We start from the raw sequence: 17311 nt of genomic DNA on the forward strand, positions 1-17311 counted from the left end.
CATCAACGGTCAGACTGTCGGCAAATCGGCAAGCACCGATTTCTTCAACAAAAAAGTGACCACCTCCACGGACATTGCGGTGAGGTCCGCCGGATCCAGTTCTGCCATTTCCTGCGGGGTGAGTGTGGGCGTGGAGATTCGCGGGATCACCGTCATCATGGCGCTCACATCCATATCCATGATGGCCTGCAAGCGGGTGCCCCGCAGCGCGCCGGATTGCGGTTTGCGCAGCACCACCTCTGTGATCTGATTTTTTCCGCGCTGAATGGGGGTATCCAGCACCACCGTTTTTTCGTTTGCTTTGTCACTCATGGTTATGTCCTTAAATCGGAAACAGTGCGCGGAAGCCCGCGCCGTTAAGCGTTATCAGAGGCCCAGGGCGTTGCGGTGTGCTTCCAGCAAATCCACACCGTTCACCATTTCAATCATGTTGATCAGGTCAACTTCGTACAGCACCTCACCATTGATGGTCAGTTTGGCGTAGCTGTTGGTGAAGCTGACTTTGCTGGCGTTGCTCTCCCCTGTTTTCAGTTCGCCGGAATCCACCTCTTTGGGGCGTCCGCGCGTGACCAGTTCTACGGCCTGCACTTCGCCAGTGTCATCACGTTGAATGGAGGCGGTGAAACGTAGTTGCACAGCGTCAGCGGTCGGTTTACCCAGTTGTTTGAAGATCAGCGACTCCATTCCGCCAATGGAAAACTCCGTGTCCAGCGCGCCGTCATCCAGCCCCATATCCACATCAACCGCGCCCGACATGCCGCCGCCGCGATACTTTTCAAACTTGCGAGTGAATTTCGGCAGCGTCAGGGACTCGACGATGCCCTGCCAGTTGTTCCCGTCATTGAACAGGTTCAGGTGTTTTAACTTGCGTGGTAAAGCCATGGTGTCCCCTTACGCGCTGGCCTGGCTGGAGAATTCCAGCAGGTACTGATCGGTGATGCGCTGGCGCAGCATCAGGTTTTCAAGCGGCGGCACCGGCGTGTAGTCGTAGTCGATAGTGAGCTTGCCGGCTTTCAGGGAGTCTTTATCGTTCACCGACTCATCCAGCCAGCAGTCTGCGCCGATGATGTAGCCCTGCGATTTCAGGCTGCGCAGTTTGGCGCGGATACCTTCGATAATGTCGCGGGCCAGCGACGGGTTAAGCACGCCATCCACCGCCCACATGTGCGCTTCTGCGATGGTGTCAGCCAGTACCTGCGCCGTGCGGGTGTAGTTCTCAAAAGCAAACAGCGGATCATCACTGAGGCAGCGGGAACCCCAGAAGCGGAAGCCGTCTTTGCGAATAAGCGTGGTCACGTCATTCTGGTTAAGCAGCCCGGCGTCGGTTGCCGGGTCCTGCAGATCCCAGAACACATCGGCGGAAATGCCGGTAACGCCGTTCACGCCTACGTTGGACAGGGTTTTGTGCCAGCCGGTCTGCTCGTCGATTTTGGCGCGCAGACCGAGCGCACGGGCAGTGGCGTAAGCCGTCGCATCTGCATTCAGCACGGTGTCAAAATTGATGAAATCAGGCCAGATCAGCATCCCCTCGCGCTGGCTGAAATTAGCGCGGTAGGCAATGGCTTCCTCCACAGTTTTGCAGCCGTAGGCGGAGAGGTAGGCAAACCCGCGCAAGCTCTGCGCCACGCTCAGCAGCTCCGTGGCAACCGCCTGCGTATCGTGCCCCGGCACGCCGAGAATGCGCGGCTTGACGCCAAACTGCGACTGCGCCGACAGCAGCGCTTTCATACCCGTTTTTTTACCGTCAGCCGTTACGCCGCCGATAATGTTGGAGGTGGTTTCCGCTTCGCTTTCACCCTGCGCTACGCGCACAACGACGGTGACGGGTTTAGCCTGGTCAGCAATCGCATCGAGCGAACGGGCCAGCGTGCCGGACTCACCCGCTTTACCGCTGGCGGTCAGCACATCGGTAAGCAGTACCGGCTTATTGAGGGGAAACACAGACGCATCGGCATCATCGCCGGTGCAGACCATGCCCACGATGGCAGTGCTCACCGTGGTAATGGGTCGGGTGCCTTCGTTGATTTCAACAACGCGCACCCCGTGATGGTAATCCTGAGCCATAAGGCAGTCTCTCTGGTTTACTGGGATGCGCCTATGTTCTGGTTGATATACGCGCGGCGCACGCGGCGGGCTTTGTTTAAGGAATGGCACAATGGGCGGGGTAAAAAAATCCCCGCAGAGGCGGGGGCTTCAATCACTTGCGTTCGGCTGAAACATCCACCAGTACCGGTCTGCCATTTTTGTCGACCGACAATTGTTTCCCTTCGGGGATCTCAACCATTGTGAAAAACCAGTTATCGTCCGGTAATTCCACGGCACCAGTCACATCATGAAAGCCAGGTAAAACCTCTGTCATTGTTACCGGATTAAACAGGCGCATACATTACCCTCCATGAGAATGAGTTTGACGACGTTGTGCCATCATATTGCTGGCAACGAGCGGTAAAACCGGAGGCAGTGACTTCACTATCAATAATCATGGAAACATGAAGCATGTTATCAGTCCTGTCACCCGAGATACGTTCAGCGATACTGATGTATCGCGAAAGTTCAGGCAGTGCGATTGGGTAAGTGATCGTCGCTTTGCCTCTGTCGTGGACACCACTCATTCCGTATAACTCAATGGCACCATCTGACCATACAACCCAGCCACCATTTGCATTCCTGCCCCGGCTGGTAACAAATTTCGCTTCTGCCAAACCAAGATATTTCAGTAAAGCAGGAACACCTTTACCGCTCAGGGCTGTGAGTGTGTCGTCCAGTGGCTGTTTACCCGCCAGGGCATTTGTCATGGTGGTGGCAAAGTCAGGATCGTTACTGAGCGCGGATGCCAGTTCATTGAGCGTGTCCAGCGCCCCAGGCGAGGAGCCAACCAGCGCTGCAATCGCAGCCTGTACAAAAGCGGTGCTGGCAATTTGCGTGGTGCTGTTTCCTGCCGCCGCCGTCGGCGCTTTTGGCGTGCCGGTGAATGTCGGGCTTTCTTTGGGCGCATACTGTGGATGAGGATCAGCAGCAGCAAGATGTTTTGCCATCTGGTCATCTACATACACCTTAAGCTCGAGCACCTTGTCATCCACATACTGACGGGTTGCCAGAACCACGGAGGGGTCAATCTTCAGCGTGATGTTATCCGTACTGCTGGTAATCAGTATCATCCGCACGGTCTGCGTGCGCCCGCTGCCCTCAGCCAGTTGCGGCTTGTAACTCTCCGGGCAGTTACCTACGGCGATCAGCGCGCCGGTGTCATCGAACAAGCCGACCTCACGAATCCACCAACCGCCTTCGGTTTCAGGAATCACCTGCTCTGCAATAATCTGGCTGCTGTTCTGCGGATCGATATACAGCATGTTCAGCGCAGCCCGGCGCATTTCGCCAATCAACGTGGTTTGTTGGGCACTGGGCGTTGGCAGCGCGCCACCACCGTCCCCCACAGCCATTTGGGTAATTTTTAGTGGCACACCAAGCGCGGCGGCGCTTGCCAGTTTTGCCGCGCCGATCTCCGTCAGCAGGGTATAGAATTTTTGGCTCATGGATGCACTCTCATTGTGTCAGTAGCATGGACCGCGCCGCCCTCGTAAGCAGTGCCGCCGGAAATAATGGTTTCATTGATGTACGGATAGATGGTGATCTCTTCGCCGCTATAGTTGGCTGCGCCCGTAAAATACGGCCCGCTGGTCTGCAGGTTGATGGACATGCCGACAAGGTGACGGCTGCAGGGTTTGGCGTCGCTGATCAGGCGTTCCAGCTCGAAATAGGTTTCTTCAGTAATGCCCTGGTCCTGCACGCCAATGTCCAGGCGAAACGTCCCCGGCGTCTCGCCGATCTGCCACCACTCAATGATGCGGATCAGGAAACCGAACGGCTCCACCACGCGCCGCACGGCGCTGGTTGTCCCTTTGTGCTGATGGATATAGAAAGCATCCTGCACCACCCGGCGCCTGACGCTCTCCGTCCAGCTTTCGTCCCAGCGGTCAACGGAGAATGCCCACGCCAGATACGGCAGAAAGCTGACCGGACACGTTGCCGGGTTCCACAAATCACGCAGCGGCACCTGCAAATCGGTAATTGCGCTGCAGCTCTGCGCCAGTCGGCGCTCAAGCGGTGATGAACCGGGCGGCAGCAGGCTATTCATCCGTGCCCCCGTTGGTAACGCGCCATTCCGTGCAGGATGCCGCCTGCGTCTTGTCCAGCACCACATCACTCAGCGGCAACGCTAGCTCCACACGTTGCACACCTTCAACATGCAGCGCGGCATAAATAGCGCTGCGGCGGATATCACGTCCCAGCCGTGTCTGGCTGGCGATATACTTCTGCAGGCTGGATTTTGCCGCTGCCATTACTGGCTCAGCTTCCGGCCCCGGATAAAGAAAGATCGTCGCATCCACGCGGTAGGGGATAATTTCGGCACTGCGTACCGTCAGACGGTCTGCAACCGGGCGCACATTTTCGCTGTTAAGCGCCTGCTCAACCACCGCCAGCAGGTCAGTTTCTGCCGCGCCATCCCCCTCGCGGCTTAGAACCGTAAGCACCACCTCAGCCGGCGCCGGGCTGGTTGCGCTGGCATCCGCCACGCGCCCGTCCGCGCTTTTAGCATGAAATTCATAGGCTGCCGTCGGGCCAGCCACGGACAGCCCCTCAAACGCAGCGGGAACACGCAAGCGCAGCGCCTCGTCGCTTTCCATCACCGCTGCAACCGGCGGCACGGCGTTGTTGTCAGCCGGTGTTACCGTCAGGCGTTTGACGTTGTAGTTGCCAGCCAGTTGCTCAAGATCGCCGCCGATGGCATACGCCACCATGACAGCTTGCGCGGCTTCGTTGATACGCTGGCGCAACAGGATTTCGCGGTAGGTGCTTTCCTGCAGCAGCTTGGTGACGGGTTCTGATTCAAGGGCCAGGGTGCGCCGAACGGCGGCCTGTTCTTCTGCAGGATAAAGCGCAATGAATGTCGCCTTACGTTCAGCCAGCAGCGTCTCAAAATCCGGTACGTCCACAATCTGCGGTGCGGGGAGTTGGGAAAGGTCAATAACCGGCATTGTCTGCTCCTGTGGATACGGAAAAGGAAACAGGCGCGCCACTATTACGCTGACCGGTAAGCTCTACCAGCATGGCGCCGTCAAAGCTGCTATTGATAGTGATGGTATCCAGCGTAAGCCGTGGCTCCCAGCGGGTCAGCGCCACATAGACTGCAGACATGATCTGCAGGCGCAGTGCCGGGTTCTGCGGCTGGTCAATCAGCGCGGAGAGCAAGGAACCGTATTCCCGGCGGGCAAGCCGGCTACCCTGCGGCGTCAGCAGAATATCGCGCACCGACTGGCGCAGATGCTCTGTGTCAGTCATCGTCTGCCCGTCATTCCGGCTCATGCCAATATAGAGTGTCATACCGGGCCTCCCGAGGTATCACCGCCCGCTTTCACTTTTATGTGGGCGTGATTATCCACGACGATCCCGTTGGAACTCATGGCACCGCCACCCTGGGTGACGCCGCCATTGATCACCACCTCGCTGTTAATGCGCGTGGTATTGGCTTCCACCGCGAACTCGCCGGTTTTCAGGGTGATATTGTCTGCCGCCTCAATCACCATGGATTTAATGCCTTTGACGAACCAGCGCCCGGTGGCGGGTTCGTATTCAAACCAGCCTCCGTCCGGGTACTCCGTCACGCAGCCGTCCAGGGAATCCGACGGCGGTGCAAATTGATTGGAATAAATCGCGGGCAGCGCAAAAGCGGTTTCCAGATTGCCGCCCATGCTTAGCACCACCACCTGCTCATCCGGCGACGGACACCACCATGTACGCGCACCGCCGGCACGCAGCGTCAGCCAGTTAATCCAGTTGGTTTCGAGTTCGCCGACTTTCACCCGGCACAGCCAGTTTTCCCTGTCCACTTGGGTCACAATGCCGGTGCGGATCAGATTGGTGATAAGGCGCATGATTTCGGTAAGTTGTGCGTTCATGGTGTCAGATTGCCCGTGATTTCATATTTAAAGAACGGTGCTTCATTGTCTGGTCTCTGATACATATACTCACTGATAGTTAAAAAAGAGGAATGCCAGATGGAATTTGATAAAATAAACGCTTTCTTAGCCACCGCGATTGGAGGCCTAATATTTAAATGGCTGGCAGGTGGCGTATCCTCATTTTGGTCATGGTTGAATAAAATTCACTCAGAAGAAGATTTTTTGGTATCTAATATAGGAATTGCAAAACCCTTAATCAGGCTTAGCTTTTGCAGATACAAGTTAAGCACCAAACCACACAACAAATTTAATAAAGTATTTCTCGCTAGCTTTGGCTTCTCCATAATATTCACATCCCTAATTGGTTTTTATCATTTTACCGATATCGTTATTCGTGGCCCTATACAATGGATTGATTACACTCATAAAGAAACTAAAGACTCATTTTGGATAAAGCAGGAAGAAGCAAGGAATCAGCCAAACGCTCCAACCTGGAGTATCTCGCCAGATACTTGCATCAATAAAAGCGCATTAGATAAAATCACATCAATAAAACCTGAAACCAAAGAATTCATTTGCGGATATATGCTAGACCCCAAGAAAAAAGACGAGCTATCCAAAGTAGCTAATAAAAACTCACTAGGTCTAATGATCTTAATACCTATTGTTTATTTATCCCTGTCATTTTTCTTTATGATGGGACAGGCTATGTTTATTGATTTGTATATAAATAAAAAAATCGCTGCTTTTAATAAATCAGAAATAGAAAAAAGTTACCAATATTTAACGTAAATTAAAAACTAGCTAGCCAGCGCAGCAAGGTGTCGCGGGTGACGGTTTCCACCTCATCATTCACACCCAGCAGGCGTCGCTGTGGGTAGCGGATCTCGGGTCCGTTACGGCTAACGCGATCACTGAGGCCGTAATGATGCACCCGCGCAATGCGTTGCACCTGTCCTGCAAACTGCACGCTGGCTGAGTCCTCGCTGGCTGCAGTTTTCAGGTATTTGGCAGTGCGGAGTTTGGCGAACATCTGGCGCTTGATGCGCCCCTTTTTGGTTCTGGCAGTTACCCGCCGCGGTTCGTAAGCGGTTCCGTCCGGGTTGCGCTGCAGCCGAATATTGTTCTGCTGGTTGCGGCGTAATTCCTGCGCCAGTTCGCGCATCATGCGTTTACGCGCTGCCGGTTCCAGATTCGCCAGTAGCGCCGTTAGCCAGTCATCCACTTTGTGCAGATTATCCACGTTTCACCGTCCACATTTCTTCTGCCTCGTCGGGTTCCTGCTCCGCCTCAACCGTTGAGATCGCGCCGTCGGCACTGACCAGCACGCGCTCGGTAAGCTGCAGGTTAAGGCTGATATCGCAGATATCGTTGCGCAGTATATCCACTTCAAAGGTGAACAGTTTTTCGCGCAGCTCCGGGTTATTAATGGCGTCCGGCTGGTTGGCACGAAGCCACAGCAGCACCGGAGCCATCAGCAGATTCTGGTCACCGCTGAAATCTTCGATCACCACATTCAGGGTATAGCGGTATTCCCATGACATGGAGCTGGCACCGGTTGTTACCAGTGATCCGTTATCCACGAAAAGATGCAGCTTGTCCGGGTTGTCCTGGACGTAAGGCACTGCTTTATTCAGGGCGTGGCGTAAAGACTGCGGCTTGTTCACTGTTTCGCTCCTGACACGCAATTATCGTGTCCACTTTGTCGGCACAGCGCGCCCAGGCGGCCTCTGTTTCATCCAGTAGCGCATTCAAATCGCCGTTATTGCGCGGCGCTGATCTTTCCAGCCGGCACTGCGTCACTCCCGGACAACCACTCACGGTAAGCTGCACCTCCGGCAAGGGCCGGACGTTCGCGCAGCCGGATAATATCAGCAGGCAAAGGAGTGTCAGCCCAGCGGCGCAAATCCTCGTTCTCACGTTTCAACTCCTCGATCCGGTGCTGGCGACTTCGCAGCAGCGCGGTGGTTTGTTCCGCTGCTGCATAAAGCCGCGTCTGCTCCCGGCTGTTGGTTTCGGTCAGGATGGACAGGCCGATCAGCTGGCTGTTTTTCTTTGCCAGCTCCTGCGCCTGGCTTGCCAGCGTCGCGCCCTGCGTCTCGATGGTGTGGCTGGCGTTGTTGAGCCGCCACGACTGCCAGCCCAGCGCCGCCAGCAGCACCAATACCATCACCAGCGTGCGCGTCACGAGCTGACACCCTGCAGACACCAGGCCATTTCCCGCTTACGGCGGTTTTCCAGCCCCTGATTAAACACCCCGTTGACGTACACCCAGCGCGGTAGCTGGCGGCACGCATCCGCCCAGCGCTTTTGGTTCAGCAATTTAACCAACGTGGAGCTGCAGGCGTTGCCGGTGCCGACGTTGAAAGTGAATGACACCACCGCGTCATAGACCTTTTGCGGCGCCGGCTGCGCTACACACTTTTCAAGCCGTCGCTCCACGCGCAGCACGTTGGTGATCAGCCCCTGCGCCGCCTGCCGTTCCGTGATGGTTTTACCGGGCACCACGCCGGACGTGTTGCCAATTCCGTCGGTCCATACCCCCGCGCTGCACTGATAAGGCTGCAGCCGGCATCCTTCGTAATCGGCAATCAGTTTCAGTCCTTCGACGGAGGTGTGGAGTTGCTGAAAACCGGGCAATGTAGCAGCGATAGCCAGCACCGCGCCGATAAGGCAGCGCTTAGCGATTGAAGGATTCATAGTCCTCCCGCGTGATTTGCCCCGCGCGCAGCAGCAGGTATGTCTTGTGCTTGTAGTACCAGTTGATCGCCAGCATCAGCACACCAATCAGCACGCCGCCGACCGTAGAGGCATCTTTGAGCGACAACTCGCCCAGCCACGCGAGCACCACGGCGATGCAGTACGTGGTAAAGGCACTTATTCTTTCAAGCGTCATCATTCAGTCCCATAGCTGGACGGTCTGCATCGTGGTGGCTGCCGTAATGTCCGGCAGATCCACCTGCAGCCCGTGCGGTAAAAGTGGGCCATACTCTGCCAGCCCCGGATTGGCCTGCAGCACCTGCTCCGTAACGCCCTGCGTGCGCCCGTAATGCCGCCAGCAGAGCGCATCCACCGTGTCATATTGGTGCGCACGCACTTTCATCAGATAAGCTCCACCGTGCAATGCGCGGCATCCTGCACCCGGCTGATTGCCCAGCGGGCATCACGCCACAGATCACCGCTGGCCTCTGCCAGTTCCTCCCCGCGCTTAACACCGGACGCCGTGGCGTCGTAATCCTGGTAGCGCTCATTGAGCACGGCGCGCGCCCAGCAATAAACGGCGTTGTGGTAGTACCGGATTCGCTCGTTTTTGCCGTCGAGGATTTCCGTCGGAACCTCAGCCAGCGCCCGATAACCCAGCATTTGCTGGCGGTGGCGAAAGTCGTAAAGCTCAGCGTTAACCTCTGAAATTGCCGTAAGCACCACCTGCTTTAAACGTGGCTGCGTCACCGTGCCGTCAGTGCGCATCACACTGCGAAACTCCGACAGATCCACATCAGGCCAGAACGGCGTATTTTTGATGACCTCCGCCTGCTCCGGTGCCTGTTCGGGGGCAACAAACTTCATGCGGGTTTCTCCTGAATAAGTGGGCGGTGGACGGGGTTTTGATGTGGCAATGCCTTTCGCCACCCCGTGCCGCCCGTGCGCGGGGCACGTTCTTTAGCGGTCGTTGCGCAGTCTGCGCTCCAGTTGCTGTTTTTCTTTTTTCACACCGCAGCGAGGATCAAGCTGCAGCGCATGGGTGATGTGATTCAGAGCCGATGCCGGGTTGCTTTCACTCAGTACCAGTCCGATGGCTTTATGCAGGCGCGCCCGCGACTGGTCCGGCATATCGAAATCCGTTGTCAGATCCAGCGCCAGCAGGAGCAGACCGGCATCAAAAGCGGTGGCGGCAAGCAGCGCGCTTTGCGCCGCGTCTGCCATTTCTTCTGCCAGAACGGTTTGCACGTTGCGATTGCCCAGCGGCATCACCCAGCCATGGCGCAGCGCATGGCGCCCGATTTCCAGCGCACCGGCATAATCGCCGGCATCGATACGCCACAGCATCACGTACATCAGCACGTCGTCCTGCTGCGCGCCGTCGGCAGCCAGCACGCCATCAGCCCAGGCGGCATATTTCGGTAGCAGTTCCACCTTGATTTCCGCCTTTTTCACCGTGGACTGGATGCCCTTGAGACGGCGGCGGTCCTCTGCCAGTTGCAGCAGCATCAGGTCATAGCCCGTTGTGTGGCGAACGCTGCCGCCCTCACGGGCGGCCTGCTCGGCCTGAATGCGCAGGCGGTGCTGCCGTGCCGGACTCAGGCTCATGCGTTACTCTCCGGTTTCGGTTTCAGGGGTTTCTGACGAGGCCAAAGACGCGCTGAAATCACTGATTTCGATGTTTTCAACCAGCGCCGCGCAGCGGTAATCCTCAACCACATACGCCTCGTTAACGGATTCAAAGTTTTCAATCCGGTCGCGTTTCGGGTTGTCGATAACAGAGCGGCGGCGGGTGTCTTCCTGCCAGTAGATGGAGAGGTTATCCAGACGGGTGATCAGCAGGGCATTCGCCGGGAAGTAAGGCGCACGCACGGCCTGCAGGCCGCCCATACGTTTCTGGCTGATGATCAGATCGGCTGCCAGCTTCTCGCTGTTTTCCTGCTCTTTGTTGACCAGCGGGAAATATTTGTCGGACAGCAGCTCGCGCCCGCAGATAACAACCAGATCGTCATCATCCTGATACACGGCGTCGATAAGCTCGTTGACGGCATCCATCACCACGGCGTCCAGGTTAGCGTAGTCACCTCCCTTGCCTACCTTCACAGCGCCTTTAGTGGTTACGCCGTCTTTGGTTGCGCTGCCCATCACGTGATCGGGCGCGTCTTCGCGGATTTTCTGCAGCCAGCCCTTGTTCACGTCCTGCAGCAGTGGGTTATCAGCACGGCTGGAGGTTTTGGCGCGCTTCTCGCCGTTGAAGCCGATCATGATGCGGTCCAGCGCCTGACGCTTAACGATGGCGTCGCGGATACGCACCTGAAAGTCCTGGAACTTGGCCCACAGATCCAGCTTGGCGTAGGTCAGCACCGTATCAAAGTTGGTCTGCTCGCATTTATATTCCGCGTCCTCCATCAACGTCGGATCGGTCGGCTCACGCTCTTTGGTGGTGGTGTCGGTGGTTCCGGCAATGGTGCTGCCTACGCCCAGCCCCAGCAACTGACCGGACTGCTCCGCAACCGGCGTGATGTTAATCAGCGTCAGGAATGCAGCGGATTGCTGGATCTGGTCTTCCAGCGTCTGCTGCACGGATGGCTCCACGGTAAACTTGCTGGAGAGTTCTTTTACCTCCACACCGTTCAGGCGCGCCAGTTGCTGCAGATAGGCATTGAAGGCAAAGCGGGTTTTCTTTTTCATCGGGTTTTATGCTCCATCAGCAATTGGTCAGTGTGCCTGCCGGTGCGTCACCGCCCGGCGCGCGCTGGCGGTAATCTTTGCGGCTGTCTTCCTGGCTCAGCTTCTGCTCAAGCTCGGCAAAGGCGGTCTGTTGTTCCTGCAGGGAGGACTCCAGCGTGGAAAGGCGCTTATCCTGGTCGGACAGGGATTTGTCCGTGCGTTCGCTCAGGTTCTGCTGCTCGGTAGCGACCAGCTCAACGGCTTTATGCACATCAGAGAAACGCGCGTCATCGGTCTGCTCTTTTTTGGTGAACAGCGCGGTGACACGGGCAAAGAGCGAGGGTTTGTCGTCCTGAAATTCCAGCTCAATCACCGTTTCTTCTGCGGCGGTGAACAGGTTTTCCGGGTTCTGTTTGCGGTTTGCCAGCGGGTTATGCGTGGCGCTGGCGCTGAATGCCAGCATTTCAGTGCCGAGGCTCGCCGGATCGTCAGTGGCAGCCAGGCCAACAAGGTAGGCTTTGCCGGTGTCGGCAAATTTCGGGCTAACCTCCATGGAGGTGAAAAGCTTCTGACCTTTCTTCACCAGCGCCACTAAGGAGTCCGTCGGCTCAACATCGGCATAAAGCGCCATCTTGCCCGCCAGCGGAGCGTCCTGGATCTCTTCGGCAACCAGCGCCGTTACTTTGCCGTAGCGGTTAAAGGCGCTGTCCGGGGAGTAGGACTTGATATGCTCGAGGTTAATCAGCGCGGTATAGAAAGTCGGGTTATAGCTGGCAGCCATCTGTTCCAGCCATTCGCGCTGGATTTCGCGCCCGTCGGTGGTGGCACCTTCCACCCCGATACGGAAACGCTTTGCTTTCACTGTCATGAACCGTGCTCCGTTAAAAAACTTACTGGAGCCTTATGGTTGCGGTGATGGTGGAGTGAAACAACGCGCGGCGCTTGTACCCTCCGCTATACAAAACGAAGCCGGGGAAAGCCTTGACTCAAGGCCGTAACCTTGTGCCATGAACACCACACTGACACCCGCAGACCTCGATCCCCGCCGGCAGGCCATGCTGCTCTATTTTCAGGGATACCGCGTCGCCCGCATTGCTGAAATGCTGGGTGAGAAAGTTGCAACCGTTCATAGCTGGAAGAAACGCGACAAGTGGGGCAGTTTTGGGCCGCTGGATCAGATGCAGCTCACCACCGCCGCGCGTTACTGCCAGCTCATCATGAAGGAGCAGAAAGAGGGGAAAGACTTCAAAGAGATTGACCTGCTGGCGCGCCAGTCGGAACGTCATGCCCGGATCGGCAAATTCAATGATGGCGGGAACGAAGCGGATTTAAACCCGAACGTTGCCAACCGTAACAAAGGCCCGCGCCGGCAGCCGGAAAAGAATGTTTTTACCGATGAGCAGATCGAGAAGCTGCAGGACGTTTTTCACAGCTCCATGTTTGATTACCAGCGCCACTGGTTCAACGCAGGCAACCGCCACCGTATCCGCAATCTGCTTAAATCGCGCCAGATCGGGGCGACTTTCTTTTTTGCCCGCGAGGCGCTGATTGACGCCATCACCACCGGGCGCAACCAGATTTTCCTGTCAGCCAGTAAAGCGCAGGCGCACGTCTTTAAGCAGTACATCATCGACTTTGCCAAAGAGGTTGAGGTGGAGCTGAAAGGCGACCCGATGACGCTCAGCAATGGCGCGTGCCTGTACTTCCTCGGCACCAATGCCCGCACGGCGCAGAGCTACCACGGCAATCTGTATCTTGATGAATATTTCTGGATACCGAAATTCCAGGAGCTGCGTAAAGTCGCCTCCGGGATGGCCATTCATAAAAAATGGCGCCAAACCTACTTTTCCACGCCGTCCAGCCTGACTCACAGCGCTTATCCGTTCTGGTCTGGCGCGCTGTTCAACCGGGGCCGCGCCAAAGCGGACAAAGTGGATATTGACCTGACCCACGGCAATCTGGCACCCGGCCTGCTTTGCCCGGACGGGCAGTATCGGCAGATCGTCACCGTAGAGGACGCGGTGCGCGGCGGCTGTAACCTGTTCGACATCGACCAGTTGCGCATGGAATACAGCCCGGATGAATACCAGAACCTGCTGATGTGTGAATTTATTGACGATCTGGCGTCGGTGTTCCCGCTCAGCGAGCTGCAGGCGTGCATGGTGGATAGCTGGGAAGTCTGGTCCGATTTTCAGGCGCTGGCGCTGCGACCGTTTGGCTGGCGCGAAGTCTGGATCGGTTATGACCCGGCGAAAGGTACACAGAACGGCGACAGTGCCGGGTGCGTGGTGGTGGCACCGCCAGCCGTTCCGGGCGGTAAATTCCGCATTCTGGAGCGCCACCAGTGGCGCGGCATGGACTTCCGCGCGCAGGCGGACGCCATCAAAAAACTGACGCAGCAGTACAACGTGACCTATATCGGCATCGACTCCACCGGCGTCGGTCACGGTGTTTACGAGAACGTCAAAGCGTTCTTTCCCGCCGTGCGGGAGTTTGTCTACAACCCCAATGTCAAAAACGCCCTGGTGCTCAAGGCCTACGACATTATCAGCCACCGCCGTCTGGAGTTTGACGCCGGGCACACCGACATTGCGCAGTCGTTTATGGCTATCCGCCGCGCCACCACCGCCAGCGGCAACCGCCCTACTTACGAAGCCAGCCGCAGCGAAGAAGCCAGCCACGCCGATTTGGCCTGGGCAACGATGCACGCGCTGTTTAACGAACCGCTGCAGGGCGAATCCGCCAATACCAGCAATATTGTGGAGATTTTTTGATGAGTGAACACGACGCCCTCACCAGCATTGCGCCAACGGATACGGTTGAGCAGCCAGGCAATACCCTTTCTGCGGAGGCGTTCAGCTTTGGCGATCCCATTCCGGTGCTGGACCGCCGCGAACTGCTGGATTACGTGGAGTGTGTGCCGATGGATCGCTGGTATGAGCCGCCGGTCAGCTTTGACGGATTAGCGCGAACCTACCGTGCCGCCGTGCATCACAGCTCACCGATTGCCGTTAAGCGCAACATTCTGACCAGCACGTTTATCCCGCATCCGCTGCTTAGCCAGCAGGCGTTCAGCCGTTTTGTGCAGGACTATCTGGTGTTTGGTAACGCCTATCTGGAGAAGCGCACCAACCGGCTTGGCGGTATCCTTTCACTGGAGCCATCGCTGGCGAAATATACCCGCCGTGGTCTGGATCTGGATACCTACTGGTTTGTGCAGTACGGCATGACCACGCAGCCGTATGAATTCACCAAAGGCAGCATCTTTCACCTGATGGAACCGGATTTAAACCAGGAGATTTACGGCCTGCCGGAGTACCTGTCCGCCATTCCTTCTGCGCTGCTTAACGAGTCCGCCACGCTGTTCCGCCGCAAGTACTACATCAACGGCAGCCATGCGGGTTTTATCATGTATATGACCGATGCAGCGCAGAATCAGGAGGACGTAAACAACATCCGCCAGGCAATGAAAAGTGCCAAGGGACCGGGCAACTTCCGCAACCTGTTCATGTACTCACCCAACGGAAAAAAAGACGGCATTCAGATCATCCCGCTGTCAGAGGTGGCGGCAAAAGATGAGTTTCTGAACATCAAGAACGTAAGCCGGGACGACATGATGGCAGCGCACCGCGTACCACCGCAGATGATGGGGATAATGCCGAATAATGTTGGGGGGTTTGGGGATGTAGAGAAGGCCAGTATGGTGTTTGTTAGGAATGAATTACTACCGCTACAGAAAAGAATGACAGAAGTAAACAACTGGTTAGAAGGAGAGGTTTTGCGATTTGAGTCATACATACTGGAATAATAATCCTTGTAAATCAATATGCTTTGCTGTTCGATAGAACGAACTATAAATTTACGCATTAGGATAAGTTCATGGCACAGCAAGCGTGGTCCTTCAAAGCAATCGAGAAAGGTGATCTTAGATACTGGGGAAATGATGGTTACCACGATGACTCATCAGTTTTTTATCGTTATAACGATTCTGTACCTAATCACAAGAAGGTGAAGCAAGGGGACATTGTAATAATCAGAGATAGAGAGAAAATTTTAGGCGTATCTATTATAGAAAAGCTAGAAACTCGCAGCACAAATAAAATAGTATATAAATGCCCCCATATGGAATGTAATGCAAAAAAAATTCGCCCGAGAGAAACAATAAAACCTAGGTGGCGTTGTGACAAAGGGCATGAATTTGATGAACGAAGAATAGTTTTAGAACCTGCAACAGAATTTATAGCTAACTACGGTTCCTTTTTCAAAGAACTTAAAGACGTATCTTTACTTAATCTAGAAACAGAAAGTCCACGCTACAATATCCAATTGTCCATACAAGAAGTAAATCTTCACTGGGCTAAAGAATTGATTGGTAATCTACCGGAATTAGTTTTCCCTCTTAATTCAGAGGATGCTGAAAATGATCAGCCTGATTTACTTGAAGGAGATCAAAGAAAAATTGCATATAGGCAAATCAAACAAAGGCGTGGACAAAAAACGTTCCGGGATAAGCTGTTAAAGTCCAATCCCATATGCGCAGTCACTGGTTGCGAGCTTGTAGATATTCTCGAGGCTGCGCACATCGATGCATATCGGAATGACAGCCACAATCATATTAGCAATGGGTTATTATTAAGGAGTGACATACATACTTTATTTGATTTAGGAATGATAGCTTTTAATCCTAAAGATTTAAAAATTTACTTTTCTGAGGAAGCATTAAAATCTGGCTACAAACCTTACCATGGCATAAAACTGGTAACCAATCATAGCCTCTCTAAAAGTGCCATTTTAAAAAGATGGCTATCTTTCCGTATTAACAACGACACCAAATAAATTTATGACGGTGATAATTTTAATTACATCACCGTCATAAAAACCATACATTATATTTTGGATTTGATAAGATTGCGCATATATCTTGCGCCACTAAAATTAAGACCACTCTCTGGACTGCAATAACCTAATTCAACCATATCTTGAGAAAAGGGACTGCGGCCATCTTTCCAATATTTTCGATTAAAAAAATTAATTACATCTCGCAAGTTTATTTTATAATTTCCGTCAGGCACACCCATGGCAGTCATTAAATCTGGAATCACCCTAGTAATCATATTCATTTCAACCCTATCCTGTGCATCGTTGCGTCCTGGCATATCTGCAGCCATGGTGACTTGCTCTCGGTCTTTTAGTTGCGCAGTCAACAATCTTTTATTTAACCTTGCAAGTTCAAACTGAAGATTCTGTAACTCCTCTTCTTTCGAGTTTAAAGTATGCTGAATCTTTTCTTTTTCTTCATGTTCAAGATTAGCTTTTTCTAGCAGTTGCTCAATTAGCTTAGAGCGCTCAGCTTTAACTTTATTAAGCTCAGTTTCTTCTAATTCAATTTTTTCTTTTGTTTCAGTAACATCGCCATTCTTCCCAGGAGACATCATACTCCTCATTGAATTATAGCTTTCATCTAAACTCTTTAACCTCTCACCAAAACCACTTTCAATCCTAATAAGTAACCCTGCGATATCTTTTGTGAACTTAAATGTATTATCATAAAAACTGTTGCTTGTTTCAGTCGCTTTGAAATAAAAAACAGCTGATAGGCCAACCGAAAATAAAGCAAGCACAGTTGAGAGCAAGGCAATGAAGTCGAAATTCATTGTAAAAGTAGAGTTGTAAAATTTCAATGAAACAAAAAAAACAATAACAACAGACAATAGAGCCTTAACCCAATCCCAAAGATTTGCTTTTTGCATGATAACTTACATTAATGTTTGACATACAGGGAATGATATATCTGATTTTGAATGACATCAATCCTCATCCTTTATATAACTGCAACTATTTTTTTGAAGTTTTCTTCTCACATTTTACTAATAGAAACATATTATTCAACATTCAATTATAGTGTGCTCAGCGCGCGCTCGTATCCCCGCCACGCCTGCCCGCTTTATGTAGTGGTTTTCATGCGCCTGCATGACATAAGC

The 17311-nt window shown here is 53.9% G+C and carries 24 protein-coding genes and 1 pseudogene; 4 read left to right on the forward strand and 21 right to left on the reverse strand.

All coding sequences use genetic code 11. The features are described 5' to 3' along the window. Positions 1-9 precede the first annotated feature (9 nt). The 9 genes and pseudogenes from C813_RS38155 to C813_RS38195 all read right to left on the reverse strand — a co-directional run bounded on the left by C813_RS38155 (position 10) and on the right by C813_RS38195 (position 5957). Positions 10-312 carry a phage tail assembly protein gene (locus C813_RS38155; protein WP_017456120.1) on the reverse strand — a complete coding sequence of 101 codons (303 nt, stop codon included), beginning with the start codon at positions 310-312 and terminating at the stop codon, positions 10-12. Between the two features lie 54 nt (positions 313-366). Further along, on the reverse strand, positions 367-882 hold the full coding sequence (locus C813_RS38160) for a phage major tail tube protein (protein ID WP_017456119.1): 516 nt from the start codon (positions 880-882) through the stop codon (positions 367-369). A gap of 9 nt (positions 883-891) precedes the next feature. Further along, positions 892-2064 (reverse strand): phage tail sheath protein, encoded by a 1173-nt coding sequence (locus C813_RS38165; protein WP_017456118.1) that lies wholly within the window; start codon positions 2062-2064, stop codon positions 892-894. 133 nt (positions 2065-2197) lie between these two features. Then, positions 2198-2383: a hypothetical protein gene (locus C813_RS38170; RefSeq protein ID WP_017456117.1), complete on the reverse strand. Its 186-nt coding sequence runs from the start codon at positions 2381-2383 to the stop codon at positions 2198-2200. A gap of 310 nt (positions 2384-2693) precedes the next feature. Continuing rightward, a pseudogene (locus tag C813_RS38175) lies at positions 2694-3533 on the reverse strand (phage tail protein); the annotation flags it as partial. Continuing rightward, entirely contained in the window at positions 3530-4135 is a 606-nt protein-coding gene (locus C813_RS38180; RefSeq protein ID WP_017456115.1) for a phage tail protein I, read from the reverse strand. The gene C813_RS38180 and the pseudogene C813_RS38175, both read right to left, overlap by 4 nt. Continuing rightward, positions 4128-5036: a baseplate assembly protein gene (locus tag C813_RS38185; protein ID WP_017456114.1), complete on the reverse strand. Its 909-nt coding sequence runs from the start codon at positions 5034-5036 to the stop codon at positions 4128-4130. Before C813_RS38185 ends, C813_RS38180 begins: the two co-directional genes overlap by 8 nt. Further along, positions 5023-5382, reverse strand: a complete 360-nt coding sequence (locus tag C813_RS38190) for a GPW/gp25 family protein (RefSeq protein WP_017456113.1) — start codon at positions 5380-5382, stop codon at positions 5023-5025. Before C813_RS38190 ends, C813_RS38185 begins: the two co-directional genes overlap by 14 nt. Then, entirely contained in the window at positions 5379-5957 is a 579-nt protein-coding gene (locus tag C813_RS38195) for a phage baseplate assembly protein V (protein ID WP_017456112.1), read from the reverse strand. Before C813_RS38195 ends, C813_RS38190 begins: the two co-directional genes overlap by 4 nt. Before the next feature lie 99 nt (positions 5958-6056). Here C813_RS38195 and C813_RS38200 point away from each other — a divergent pair, with 99 nt between their 5' ends. After that, a complete protein-coding gene (locus C813_RS38200) occupies positions 6057-6752 on the forward strand; it encodes a DUF6216 family protein (RefSeq protein WP_017456111.1) in 696 nt (231 codons plus the stop codon). Between the two features lies 1 nt (position 6753). Here C813_RS38200 and C813_RS38205 read toward each other — a convergent pair whose 3' ends face one another. The 11 genes from C813_RS38205 to C813_RS38250 all read right to left on the reverse strand — a co-directional run bounded on the left by C813_RS38205 (position 6754) and on the right by C813_RS38250 (position 12198). Next, positions 6754-7203, reverse strand: a complete 450-nt coding sequence (locus C813_RS38205; protein WP_017456110.1) for a phage virion morphogenesis protein — start codon at positions 7201-7203, stop codon at positions 6754-6756. Further along, complete coding sequence (locus C813_RS38210; protein WP_025263675.1) at positions 7196-7627, reverse strand: phage tail protein; 432 nt, start codon at positions 7625-7627, stop codon at positions 7196-7198. The genes C813_RS38205 and C813_RS38210 overlap by 8 nt, the downstream gene beginning before the upstream one ends. Next, entirely contained in the window at positions 7590-7838 is a 249-nt protein-coding gene (lysC, locus tag C813_RS47550) for an Rz1-like lysis system protein LysC (RefSeq protein WP_238593060.1), read from the reverse strand. Before lysC ends, C813_RS38210 begins: the two co-directional genes overlap by 38 nt. After that, the gene (gene lysB, locus C813_RS38215; RefSeq protein WP_040016548.1) at positions 7723-8130 is read right to left on the reverse strand and encodes an Rz-like lysis system protein LysB; all 408 of its coding nucleotides are present in this window, start codon (positions 8128-8130) and stop codon (positions 7723-7725) included. The genes lysC and lysB overlap by 116 nt, the downstream gene beginning before the upstream one ends. Positions 8131-8144: 14 nt before the next feature. Next, a complete protein-coding gene (locus C813_RS38220; protein WP_017456107.1) occupies positions 8145-8660 on the reverse strand; it encodes a lysozyme in 516 nt (171 codons plus the stop codon). Further along, on the reverse strand, positions 8641-8856 hold the full coding sequence (locus tag C813_RS38225) for an HP1 family phage holin (RefSeq protein WP_025263677.1): 216 nt from the start codon (positions 8854-8856) through the stop codon (positions 8641-8643). Before C813_RS38225 ends, C813_RS38220 begins: the two co-directional genes overlap by 20 nt. A gap of 3 nt (positions 8857-8859) precedes the next feature. Beyond that, positions 8860-9063 carry a tail protein X gene (locus tag C813_RS38230; protein WP_017456105.1) on the reverse strand — a complete coding sequence of 68 codons (204 nt, stop codon included), beginning with the start codon at positions 9061-9063 and terminating at the stop codon, positions 8860-8862. Further along, complete coding sequence (locus C813_RS38235) at positions 9063-9527, reverse strand: head completion/stabilization protein (RefSeq protein WP_017456104.1); 465 nt, start codon at positions 9525-9527, stop codon at positions 9063-9065. Before C813_RS38235 ends, C813_RS38230 begins: the two co-directional genes overlap by 1 nt. 93 nt (positions 9528-9620) lie before the next feature. Next, positions 9621-10268, reverse strand: a complete 648-nt coding sequence (locus tag C813_RS38240) for a phage terminase small subunit (protein ID WP_017456103.1) — start codon at positions 10266-10268, stop codon at positions 9621-9623. A gap of 3 nt (positions 10269-10271) precedes the next feature. Further along, positions 10272-11351, reverse strand: coding sequence for a phage major capsid protein, P2 family (locus C813_RS38245; protein ID WP_017456102.1), 1080 nt, complete (start codon positions 11349-11351; stop codon positions 10272-10274). Between the two features lie 16 nt (positions 11352-11367). Next, positions 11368-12198: a GPO family capsid scaffolding protein gene (locus tag C813_RS38250; protein WP_017456101.1), complete on the reverse strand. Its 831-nt coding sequence runs from the start codon at positions 12196-12198 to the stop codon at positions 11368-11370. 139 nt (positions 12199-12337) lie between these two features. On the opposite strand from C813_RS38250, the gene C813_RS38255 reads away from it, so the two are divergent. The 3 genes from C813_RS38255 (at position 12338) to C813_RS38265 (ending at position 16166) form a co-directional block, all read left to right on the forward strand. After that, positions 12338-14104: a terminase ATPase subunit family protein gene (locus tag C813_RS38255; protein WP_017456100.1), complete on the forward strand. Its 1767-nt coding sequence runs from the start codon at positions 12338-12340 to the stop codon at positions 14102-14104. Further along, positions 14104-15138, forward strand: coding sequence for a phage portal protein (locus C813_RS38260; protein WP_017456099.1), 1035 nt, complete (start codon positions 14104-14106; stop codon positions 15136-15138). Before C813_RS38255 ends, C813_RS38260 begins: the two co-directional genes overlap by 1 nt. A 71-nt stretch (positions 15139-15209) precedes the next feature. Continuing rightward, positions 15210-16166 carry an HNH endonuclease gene (locus tag C813_RS38265; protein WP_017456098.1) on the forward strand — a complete coding sequence of 319 codons (957 nt, stop codon included), beginning with the start codon at positions 15210-15212 and terminating at the stop codon, positions 16164-16166. A 50-nt stretch (positions 16167-16216) separates the two neighbouring features. Here C813_RS38265 and C813_RS38270 read toward each other — a convergent pair whose 3' ends face one another. Further along, on the reverse strand, positions 16217-17080 hold the full coding sequence (locus C813_RS38270; protein ID WP_017456097.1) for a hypothetical protein: 864 nt from the start codon (positions 17078-17080) through the stop codon (positions 16217-16219). Positions 17081-17311: the final 231 nt, after the last annotated feature.

Origin of the sequence: Kosakonia sacchari SP1, assembly GCF_000300455.3 — a bacterium.
Lineage (GTDB): Bacteria > Pseudomonadota > Gammaproteobacteria > Enterobacterales > Enterobacteriaceae > Kosakonia > Kosakonia sacchari.